At 69.4% G+C, this 10,341-nt stretch carries 7 protein-coding genes; 4 read left to right on the top strand and 3 right to left on the bottom strand.

The genetic code is table 11. From position 1 onward, the window contains the following. Positions 1 to 75 precede the first annotated feature (75 nt). Genes ACFVM3_RS21395 through ACFVM3_RS21385 form a run of 3 tightly spaced genes read right to left on the bottom strand, consistent with a single transcriptional unit; the run spans position 76 to position 2,757 of the window. On the bottom strand, positions 76 to 1,032 hold the full coding sequence (locus ACFVM3_RS21395) for an ankyrin repeat domain-containing protein (RefSeq protein WP_378441066.1): 957 nt from the start codon (positions 1,030 to 1,032) through the stop codon (positions 76 to 78). After that, positions 1,016 to 1,852 (bottom strand): TIGR03620 family F420-dependent LLM class oxidoreductase, encoded by an 837-nt coding sequence (locus ACFVM3_RS21390; RefSeq protein ID WP_378441064.1) that lies wholly within the window; start codon positions 1,850 to 1,852, stop codon positions 1,016 to 1,018. The genes ACFVM3_RS21395 and ACFVM3_RS21390 overlap by 17 nt, the downstream gene beginning before the upstream one ends. Next, positions 1,849 to 2,757 carry a TIGR03620 family F420-dependent LLM class oxidoreductase gene (locus ACFVM3_RS21385; RefSeq protein WP_378441062.1) on the bottom strand — a complete coding sequence of 303 codons (909 nt, stop codon included), beginning with the start codon at positions 2,755 to 2,757 and terminating at the stop codon, positions 1,849 to 1,851. The genes ACFVM3_RS21390 and ACFVM3_RS21385 overlap by 4 nt, the downstream gene beginning before the upstream one ends. 199 nt (positions 2,758 to 2,956) lie before the next feature. Here ACFVM3_RS21385 and ACFVM3_RS21380 point away from each other — a divergent pair, with 199 nt between their 5' ends. The 4 genes from ACFVM3_RS21380 (at position 2,957) to ACFVM3_RS21365 (ending at position 10,250) form a co-directional block, all read left to right on the top strand. Further along, the gene (locus ACFVM3_RS21380) at positions 2,957 to 3,523 is read left to right on the top strand and encodes a TetR/AcrR family transcriptional regulator (protein WP_378441060.1); all 567 of its coding nucleotides are present in this window, start codon (positions 2,957 to 2,959) and stop codon (positions 3,521 to 3,523) included. Positions 3,524 to 3,662: 139 nt separating this feature from the next. Continuing rightward, entirely contained in the window at positions 3,663 to 5,261 is a 1,599-nt protein-coding gene (gene serA, locus ACFVM3_RS21375; protein ID WP_125673458.1) for a phosphoglycerate dehydrogenase, read from the top strand. Positions 5,262 to 5,565: 304 nt separating this feature from the next. Then, positions 5,566 to 8,970 carry a S8 family serine peptidase gene (locus ACFVM3_RS21370; protein ID WP_378441058.1) on the top strand — a complete coding sequence of 1,135 codons (3,405 nt, stop codon included), beginning with the start codon at positions 5,566 to 5,568 and terminating at the stop codon, positions 8,968 to 8,970. Positions 8,971 to 9,206: 236 nt separating this feature from the next. Further along, complete coding sequence (locus tag ACFVM3_RS21365) at positions 9,207 to 10,250, top strand: 3-isopropylmalate dehydrogenase (RefSeq protein ID WP_378441056.1); 1,044 nt, start codon at positions 9,207 to 9,209, stop codon at positions 10,248 to 10,250. Positions 10,251 to 10,341 lie beyond the last annotated feature (91 nt).

Genomic DNA, 10,341 nt, shown 5'->3' with positions numbered 1-10,341 from the left:
CTTTCGCGACGCCAGACGTCTCGAAAGTGGCTTTCGCGACACTCGTGCGGGCGGGTGCCCACATGCCAGGCGCGCTCAAGCGCTCCGCAGCACCGCCGCGATCTCCGTCTGCTCGAAATGCTCGGCCCACCCCAAGGCCGACGACGAGTACAGCGAATCCTCGAGCGAAGGATCCGCCCCCGCCTCGAGCAAGGCCCGCACCGCGTCGACGTGCCCGCCCTGCACCGCCAGGTGCAGCGCCGTGACACCTTCTCCGTGCGAAAGCCCGCCGAAGGTGCCCTGGCGGTTCACCGAAGCGCCGAGTTCCGCCAAGGTCCTGATCGCCGACGACTTCCCCTGAGCGGCAGCCCAGGTCAGCGCCGTGCCGCGGTACACGTCGGCGTCCACCCGAGCGCCCCTCGCCACCAGGGTCCGCATCGCGTCGGACCGGTCGTTCCGCGCGGCCCACGAAAGAGCCTCGTCGACGACCTCGGCCGGATCGTCGCTCGGCCGCCATTCCGGGAAACCGCTGTGCGGCCGATGGAACTCGCGATGCGCGCCCGCCGCGCGGGAGAGCTTGCCGTCCGGCGCGAGCAGCTCGTCGAGCAGGACCGCCCGGCCGAGCCCGGCGGCGACGCGCAGGTTGCCGGGGGAGACGCTGCGCGAAGCCAGCAGTTCCGCCGCCTCGCGATGGCCCCAGAACAGCGCGACCACCAGCGGCGTCCCGCCGTCACCCCGGGCCGGAACGTCGACCGGGGCGCCCGCGTCGAGCAGCATCGTGACCAGCAGCGGCAGCCCGGCGTACCCGGCCTGGTGCAACGCCGTCCAGCCGTGGACGTTGGCCGAAGCCGGATCGGCGCCGTGGTCGAGCAGGATCCGGCACAGCCGCTCGTCGCAGGTCGCGGCGGCCATGCCGAGCAGGTCGTTCCCGTTCTTCCCGTGTGCGTGGACGAGCGTGGGCAGGTCACCGATCAGGCGCGCGAGCCCGGCGAGGTCTCGCGCGTCGATCAGTTCCCGTGCCTTCTCGAAGGCGAGTTCAGCCGGTGACGTCACGCTCCCGCACGCTACCCCCGACCCCCGACAGAACCCGCCATTCGGCCAGCGGGATCCGGTCGTCCCCGGTCAGGACCTGCAGACAGACGTGATCCGCGCCCGCGTCCAGATGCGCCCGCACCCGGGCGTCGATCCCGTCCTCCCCGACGGCGACCAGCGCGTCCACGAGCCGCTCGGAGCCGTAGTCCTCCTCGGTGAACCCGAACCGCCGCAGATTCGCCTGATGGTGGGCGGCCACGTCCAGGTACATCGACACGTGCCGCCGCGCGATCTCCCGGTCCGATCCGAGGACGACGGCCTGCTCGACGGCGAGGAAGGCCGAAGGGCCGATGGCTTCCCGCGCCAGCGCGGTGTGCTCGACGGGGACGAAGTACGAATGCGCCCCATCGGTGCGTTCCGCGGCCAAGGCGAGCATCTTCGGCCCAAGGGCGGCCAGTACACGCCGGCGTGGGGAGTCCGGTGTGGACAGTTCGGTGCCGTCCATTTCGTCGAGATAGCCGCGCATCGCCTCCAGCGGTTTGGTGCCCGGCAGATGGCCGCCGAGGCCGAGGATGAACCGGCCCGGATAGGCCTCCGCGAGGGTCTGCTCGGCGGCGGCCGCGGCGACGGGCGCCCGATGGGAGAACCGCGCGATACCGGTGGCGACGGTCAGCCGGGACGTCGCCGCCAGCAGCAGTCCCGCCTGCGTGAACGCCTCCCGTCCCAGGTACTCCCCGAACCACAGCGTGTCGAAGCCGAGTTCTTCGACTTCCGCGGCCGCCTCGCGGACTTCACCGATTTCCTTGCCGTCGAACGAGAACGTCCAGATCCCGACGCTCATCGGGTCACCTCCGCGAGTGCCGGGGCGAGCCGTTCCAGCTGATCCACTATGGACTGAAGATCGTCGCCGGCCGGATGGACGAGCACGGTGTCCGCGCCGGCGTCCACGAGTTCCTTGATCCGCCCGGCGATCCGTTCCTCGTCGCCCCACGCGGTCAGCCCGTCCACGAGCCGGTCGCTGACGTCGTCGATGTCGGCGTCGGTGTAGCCGAGCCGCTTCCATCCCTTGAAATAGTGCAGGACGCCGTACTGCTTCATCAGCCCGATGTCTTTCGCCACGCTCTTCCTCGCTTCTTCGCGGTCGCCGAGGAGAATCGAATGGGTGGGGATGAGCAGCTTGTCCCGGCCGAGGATCTCGCGGGAGTACGGCGTGTGCTCGAAGGGCTGGGCGAACGGGTGCGCGCCGTCCGTCAGCTCCCGCGCGAGTTCGAGCATCTTCGGTCCGACGGCGGCGAGGACGAGCGGGAACGGTACCGGCGCCGGGAATTCCTCCGCCGCCGCGGCCAGGGCCGTGAGGTAGTCACGGGTCTGTTCGAGCGGCCGGTAGTCCGAGCCCGCCTTCGCCGCCTGATACGAGTGCCCGATCCCGACGCCGAGCACGAACCGGCCGGGGAAGGCGTGCGCGAGCGTCCGGCCACCGCTGTGGGCGGTGTACGCGGGCCGCGACCAGATGTTCGCGATCCCGGTGCCGGCCACCACCCGTTCGGTGGCGGCCAGCGTGATGGCGCTGTACGCGAAGAGCTCCCGGTTCCCAGGCCCCTCACCTCCCCAAACGGTGCGGTAGCCCAGCTCTTCGAGCCGTCGTATCGCCCGCCGTTCCTCCTCCGGTGACGGCGTGAACATGCCGACCGGCAGCCAGACACCCACCGGGCCCAGCCGCTCCCGGGTTTCGTCGATCAACGTCATTCGTGGTTCTCCCCAGCTGACATGAGGCAGCCTCCGCTTACGCCGCCGACTATACGGAGGCTGCCTCCGATTTGTCGAGGCCGTGTCCTGCGGGCCGTGTTCGATGGGCTCCGTGATCCAGATCCGGGCCGTCAGAGGCCGCCTGGACACGGAGACCGCGAACATGGCCTGCGGGTCACGGCCTAGGCTCGGGAGCGCGATGGACACCGAGAAGAAGCCGCTGCGGGCGGACGCCCGGCGCAACTACGAGCGCCTCCTCGAAGAGGCGAGGCGCGCCTTCGCCGCGCACGGGGTCGAGGCGTCACTGGAAGAGATCGCGCGCCGGGCCGGCGTCGGCATCGGGACGCTCTACCGGCACTTCCCGACGCGGGAGGCTCTGGTCGAGACGGTGCTTCGGGAGGGCTACGACGCGCAGGCCGCGGTGGCCCGCGAACTCCTCGATTCGCCGGATCCGGTGGAAGCGCTCAAGGCTTGGTTCGCCGGGATGGGTGAACAGGCGACGCGGTACCGCGGACTGCCCGAACTGATGGTCGACGTCCTCGACGACGAGACCTCGCCGCTGTACGCCTCATGTCACGCGATGCGGGACCAGGTGTCCCACCTGGTGGAAAGGGCGAAGGCCTCTGGCGAGCTCCGGGCGGACGTCACAGTGCACGAGTTGCTGGTGCTGCTGCACGCGCTTTCCTGGGCCAGCGAACACCTTTCGGGTGACAAGGGCCTCGAACGGCTCCTCGACCTCGTTTTCGCCGGATTACGGGCGAGTTAACAATCCCCTGTCACCAGGTCTAAACTGCGGCGCAACCGGGCACAACGGCGTGACCGTCAACGCTTCGAGGCACTTTTCCCGCCGAGAAGCCAATCAACCCCCGAGTCGCAGGCACAGACCAGATAGTGGGAGCCGTATCGTGACCAAGCCGAACAAGCCCGTCGTCCTCATCGCCGAGAAGCTCGCCCCCTCCGTGCTGAGCGTCTTCTCCGACGAGGTCGAGGTCCAGCATGTGGACGGCACGGACCGCCCCGCGCTGCTCGAGGCCGTGAAGACGGCGGACGCGCTGCTCGTGCGGTCCGCGACGAAGGTCGACGCCGAGGTCCTCGGCGCCACCACCTCGCTCAAGGTCGTCGCCCGCGCCGGCGTCGGGCTGGACAACGTCGAGGTCCCCGCCGCCACCGAACGCGGTGTCCTGGTGGTCAACGCGCCGACGTCGAACATCGTCTCCGCCGCCGAACACGCCGTCGCCCTGCTGCTCGCCGTCGCCCGCCGGGTCCCGGCCGCCGACCAGAGCCTCCAAGGTGGCGCGTGGAAGCGCAGCGCCTACTCCGGCGTCGAGATCCAGGGCAAGACCATCGGTGTGGTCGGCCTCGGCAAGATCGGCCAGCTGTTCGCGCAGCGGCTCGCCGCCTTCGACACCAAGCTCATCGCCTACGACCCCTACGTCTCGGCCGCCCGCGCCGCGCAGCTCGGCATCGAGCTGGTCACGCTGGATGAACTGCTTGAGCGCGCCGACGCGATCTCCATCCACCTGCCGAAGACCCCGGAGACCAAGGGCCTGATCGGCGCCGAGGCGCTCAAGAAGACCAAGCAGGGCGTCATCATCGTCAACGCCGCGCGCGGTGGCCTGATCGACGAGCAGGCGTTGGCGGACGCGGTCAGCTCCGGCCACGTCGGCGGCGCCGGTATCGACGTGTTCGTCACCGAGCCCACCACCGAAAGCCCGCTGTTCGGTCTGCCGAACGTCGTCGTCACCCCGCACCTGGGCGCCTCGACCGCCGAGGCGCAGGACCGCGCGGGCACCGACGTCGCGAAGTCCGTGCTGCTCGCGCTGCGCGGCGACTTCGTGCCGGACGCGGTGAACGTCGCGGGCGGCGGCACGGTCGGAGAGCACGTCCGGCCGTACCTTTCGCTCACCCAGAAGCTCGGCACCCTGCTGACCGCGCTGAACCCGAAGGCCCCGGCCTCGGTCACCGTCGTGGTCAAGGGCGAGCTGTCCACCGAGGACGTCAGCGTGCTGCCGCTCGCGGCCGAACGCGGCGTGTTCTCCGGCGTCGTCGAGGACCAGGTCACCTTCGTGAACGCGCCGCGCGTGGCCGAAGAACTGGGTGTCCAGGTCGATCTGGTCACCGAGACCGAAAGCCCCAAGTTCCGCAGCCTGGTCACCGTCCGCGCGGTCCACGCCGACGGCACGACCCTTTCGGTGTCCGGTTCGGTGACCGGCAAGGACGAGGTCGAGAAGCTGGTCGAGGTCAACGGCCGCCACTTCGACCTGCGCGCCGAAGGCAACGTGCTGCTGCTCGAATACCCGGACCGCCCGGGCATCATGGGCCGTGTCGGCACGCTGCTCGGCGAGGCGGGCCTCAACATCGAGGCCGCGCAGATCAGCCAGACCACCGACGGCGCGGACGCGGTCATGCTGCTGCGCGTGGACCGTTCCGTCGACTCGCACCTGCTGGAGCCGATCGGCGCCACCGTGGGCGCGCACACCATTCGCGCGGTCAACTTCGGCTGACCTCCGAGTACATGAAGGCCCCCTTCCTTGCGCCTAGGTACAGGAAGGGGCCTTCATGTACTTTTTCGCAATTAGTCGACTAAATGCGGTCGTTGTGTGTGCGGGGTTCGCGGGATCGCAGAGCAAGATTCAATAACGGTGAAAAATGCCTACTGAAGTCGGGCTGGTCCCCGGATAGGTTCTTCCGGCGAGGCCGAACCATCGCGTCGTCAAGGGCACGGCGCGGCGCCGGGGCTCACCGTCGGGGGTGTGTTCGAGCGGTAGGCAGGTTCCGAGTCCAGGCCTCGAGTGAGGGCACGTACTCATGAACAGATCCCGCGTACCCCGATGGGCGATCCGCTCGTCGGCCGCGGTCTTCGCCGCGTTGCTCGTGACGTCCGTGACCGGGGCGTCCGCTGCCGCGCAGGATGTCCCTCTCGCGGACGGCGTCACGCCGGCGAAGATCGACCGTAACGGATTCCAGGGGAAGGTCGAGCCGAAGCTCAAGGCCGCCCAAGGCAAGATCACCGCCTTCGTCGAGCTGGCCAAGCAGCCCGCCGTCGACGCCTTCAACGCCGAGCAGAACAAGGGCGCGGGCAAGGAACAGGCGAAGAAGGCCGCGAAGAACGCGAAAGCCGACGCCGCCGCGACGGTGAACTCCGTCGTCGGGCAGCTCAAGGCCGCCGACGCCGGCACCCAGCTGGTCACGCAGACCGCCAACGCGGTCGCCGGCGCGGTCGTCACGGCCGACGCCGCGAAGATCCGCGAGCTGGCGAAGCGGCCGGACGTCGTCTCGGTCAAGAAGGTCGTGCCGAAGACCCGCACCAACTCCAGCGCGGTCCAGCTGACCAACACGCTCGCCTCCTGGCAGCAGACCGGCCGCTACGGCGACGGCATCCGCGTCGGCGTGATCGACGACGGCATCGACTACACCCACGCCACCTTCGGCGGGCCGGGCACGGCCGACGCGTACAAGGCGATCAACCGCGACCAGGCCACTCCGGCCTTCCCGACCGACAAGGTCGTCGGCGGTATCGACCTGGTCGGCGACGCCTACGACTCGGGCAGCGACGACCCGGCCCTCAACACCCCGAAGCCGGACCCCAACCCGATCTCGTGCGGCCACCACGGCACGCACGTCGCGGGCACGGTCGCCGGTTTCGGTGTGGACGAAGCGGGCAAGACCTTCACCGGTGACTACAAGAAGCTGAACAAGAAGAAGATCGAGGCGATGCAGATCGGCCCGGGCACCGCGCCCAAGGCCCTGCTGTACGCGATCAAGGTCTTCGGCTGCGACGGCTCGACCAACGTCACCTCGCAGGCGCTGGACTGGTCGCTCGACCCGGACGGTGACGGTGACTTCACCGACCACCTCGACGTGGTCAACCTTTCGCTGGGCGGCGACTTCGCCACCCCGGACGACCCGGACTCGCTGTTCGTGCGCAAGATCGCCGCGAACAACGTCGTCCCGGTGTTCTCCGCGGGCAACGGCGGAGACCTCAACGACGTCGGTGGCGCGCCGGGCAACACGCCCGAGGCGCTGACCGTCGCCAGCAGCCGTGACGCGTCCGTCCTGCGCGACGCCGTCGAAGCCGTCGCTCCCGACGGTGTGAAGGGTGCGAAGACCGGGCAGTTCAGCCAGAACTACGCGACCTACGACACGCTCGACGTCACCGCGCCGGTGGTCACGCTGTCGGCCGACAACGCCGCCGGGTGCAAGCCGTACTCCGAAGCCGACAAGGCCAAGGCCGCGGGCAAGATCGTGTTCCTCGAATGGGACGACAACGACGCGACCCGTGCCTGCGGTTCGGTCGTCCGCTCGAACCACGCGCAGGCGGCCGGTGCCAAGGGCGCGCTGTTCTCGTCCACCCTGGAGCACTTCTCGGCCGGGATCGCAGGCAACGCGGCCACGCCGACGTTCCAGCTGACCGGCAGCGCGACCGCCTCGGTCCGTCCCGCGGTGACCGCGGGCACGCTGCAGGTCCGGATGACCGGCAAGGGCCGCGTGTCCGTGCCGACGACCGACCAGTCCATTGTGGACACCCCGAGCTCGTTCACCTCGCGTGGCGGGCGAGGCCCGGCCGTCAAGCCGGACGTCGCGGCGCCCGGTGACTCGATCGCGTCCGCGCTGAGCGGAAGCGGTGCCGGTCGCCTGGTCATCTCCGGGACGTCGATGGCCGCTCCGCACACCTCGGGGATCACCGCCCTGATCCGTCAGGCGCACCCGGACTGGTCGGTCGAAGAGGTCAAGGCCTCGGTCATCAACACTGCCGGCCACGACATCCGCGACGCGTCGGGCCGGGTCTACGGGCCGCAGCGCGTGGGCAGCGGCCGGATCGACGCGAAGGCCGCGCTGGACAACCAGGTCCTGGCCTACGTCGTCGACAACCCCGGCTTCGTCTCGGTCAACTTCGGCGTCGTCGAAGCGGGCGGCCCGGTCACCCTGACCAAGACGGTCAAGGTGGTCAACAAGGGCATCAAGCCGGTCGAGTACTCGGTGGGCTACGAGGCCGTGAACGCGCTCCCCGGTGTCGAGTACACAGTGGACAAGCCGACCGTGAAGCTGAGCCCGCGCGGAATCGCGATGGTCAAGGTCACCCTGAAGATCGCCGACCCCAAGGCGCTCCGCAAGGTCATGGACCCGACCATGGCGGCGACGCAGGTCGGCCTCGCCCGTCAGTTCGTGGCGGACGCCTCCGGCCGGATCGCGTTCACCCCGAAGAGCGGTACGACCGTTCCGCTGCGGCTTTCGGTGTACTCCGCGCCGAAGCCCGTCTCGTCCATCAACACCCCGGGCAACGTCAACTTCGGCGCCGGCCAGAACCAGGCCGTGCTGAACCTGACCGGCAAGGGCGTGGACCAGGGCACCGGTCCGCAGCGGTACCGCTCGCTGATCAGCGTGCTCGAACTGCAGGCGGAATCCCCGCAGCTGCCCGAGTGCGACGGCGACGTCACCACCGACTGCACCCTGAACCAGACCGCCAAGGGCGCCGACCTGCGCTACATCGGCGCCGCGTCGACGGCTCCGCTGGCCAAGGCGCAGGGTGAGCCGGAGAACGCGATGCTGGCCTTCGGTCTCACCACCTGGAGCGACCTGGCCAACCTGGGCAGCAACACCTCGCCGTTCGTGGACATCGACACCACGGGCGACGGGCAGCCGGACTTCGAGACCTATGTGACCAAGGTGACGTCCACGGACGTCCTCGTGGCGGTCACCGTGGCACTGAAGCCGGGCTTCCCGCAGGTGGACATCCAGCCGATCAACGGCCAGCTCGGCGACGTCGACACGAACGTGTACGACACCAACGTCGTCGTGCTGCCGGTGAGCATCGCGGCACTGGGCATCGACCCGAACGCCGCGTCGCACAAGATCAGCTACACGGTCGGGACCTCCGGGTTCTACGCGGCGCCGGGTGCGGATTCGTCGACGATCGACTACGTCGGTACGCCGCTTTCGTTCGACGCCTTGGCTCCCGCGTACAGCGTCCAGGGCGGCGGCGACTCCGCGCTGGGCTACGTCGCGAAGCCGGGCACGGCGCTGGTGGTCAACCGCAACGCGGCCGCGCAGGACACCGTGCTGGGCCTGCTGGCGATCGAGCACCACAACGCCTCGGGCAACCGGGCGAACGTGGTGAAGATCCAGACGAACGCCGGTGGCGGCAACTCCGGTGTCGACCGGCCGGGTAACGGCGGACGGCACACCGGACGTCAGCCGATCGGTGTGGGCTGACGCGGTAGTGCGGTAATCCGCGTTCGATGAGGTGAGGGACGCCCTGGCGGCATGCTTTCCGCCAGGGCGTCCCTTCTTGTTTTCACCCTTTCGGCTGTCTCGCTCTGTGGGAGATTCCGGCATAAGGGTGGTGCGGCTACGGCTACCGGGCTACGGCCGGTAACCTTCCGCTGCTGGCGTTTTCTTGCGGATGGGCCATCCGGACTGCCGGTGGCCTGGTCTACGGAGGTGTGTGGATGCGGCTCGCGGTGATCCCAGGAGACGGGATCGGGCCCGAAGTGGTCTCCGAGGCGCTCAAGGTGCTCGGTGAGGTCGTACCGACTGCGGAGATCACGAACTACGACCTCGGCGCCGCCCGGTGGCACTCCACCGGCGAGCTGCTCCCGGAGTCGGTACTCGGTGAACTCCGTCAGCACGACGCGATCCTGCTGGGCGCGGTGGGCGACCCGACGGTGCCGAGCGGCATCCTGGAGCGCGGGCTGTTGCTGCGCCTCCGGTTCGAGCTCGACCACCACGTGAACCTGCGCCCCGCCCGGTTGTACCCGGGAGTGCGCGGACCGCTCGCGGAGGCGGGCGAGATCGACATGGTCGTCGTGCGTGAAGGCACCGAAGGCCCGTACGCGGGCAACGGTGGCCTGCTGCGCAAGGACACCGAGAACGAGATCGCGACGGAGGTCAGCGTCAACACGGCGTTCGGCGTCCGGCGCGTGGTGACCGACGCGTTCAACCGGGCAGAGGCGCGGCCCCGCAAGCACCTGACGCTCCTGCACAAGACGAACGTGCTGGAGTACGCGGGTTCGCTGTGGTCGCGGATCGTCGAAGAGGTCTCGCTGGAGCACCCGGAGGTGACCGTCGCGTACTCCCATGTGGACGCCGCGACCATCCACCTGGTGACCGACCCGTCCCGGTTCGACGTCGTGGTGACGGACAACCTGTTCGGCGACATCATCACCGACCTGGCGGCGGCCGTGACCGGCGGCATCGGGCTGGCGGCGAGCGGGAACCTCGACATCACCCGGCGGAACCCGAGCATGTTCGAGCCGGTGCACGGCAGCGCCCCGGATATCGCGGGCCAGGGTCTCGCCGACCCGACCGCCGCGGTGCTTTCGGTCGCGTTGCTGCTGGACCACTTGGGTCAGAAGGAAGCGGCGCGGCGGATCGAGGCCTCGGTGGCCTTCGACCTCGCGACCCGCGACCAGGCGTCGCCAGGGGCGACGCACGCGATCGGTGACCGGCTGGCGGCGCTGGTGTCGTCGAACGTGCGCCCGGTCACTCAGTAGTTTCTTCGGGCTGAAGGGGCCCTTCGCCGCATCTCACGCGGTGAAGGGCCCCTTTGTCGCATCCGGAGGCCGTGGGTCCGCGTGTTGCGAA

This window comes from Amycolatopsis sp. NPDC057786 (assembly GCF_042797905.1).
Lineage (GTDB): Bacteria > Actinomycetota > Actinomycetes > Mycobacteriales > Pseudonocardiaceae > Amycolatopsis.
Note: the sequence above shows the minus strand (reverse complement) of the source record. Positions and strands in the feature narration are given on the sequence as shown.

Excerpts from the sequence above, each read along its gene's own strand:
- ACFVM3_RS21370 (WP_378441058.1), top strand. The coding sequence starts at position 5,566 with ATGAACAGATCCCGCGTACCCCGATGGGCGATCCGCTCGTCGGCCGCG.
- ACFVM3_RS21390 (WP_378441064.1), bottom strand. The coding sequence starts at position 1,852 with ATGAGCGTCGGGATCTGGACGTTCTCGTTCGACGGCAAGGAAATCGGT.
- ACFVM3_RS21385 (WP_378441062.1), bottom strand. The coding sequence starts at position 2,757 with ATGACGTTGATCGACGAAACCCGGGAGCGGCTGGGCCCGGTGGGTGTC.
- ACFVM3_RS21380 (WP_378441060.1), top strand. The coding sequence starts at position 2,957 with ATGGACACCGAGAAGAAGCCGCTGCGGGCGGACGCCCGGCGCAACTAC.
- ACFVM3_RS21365 (WP_378441056.1), top strand. The coding sequence starts at position 9,207 with ATGCGGCTCGCGGTGATCCCAGGAGACGGGATCGGGCCCGAAGTGGTC.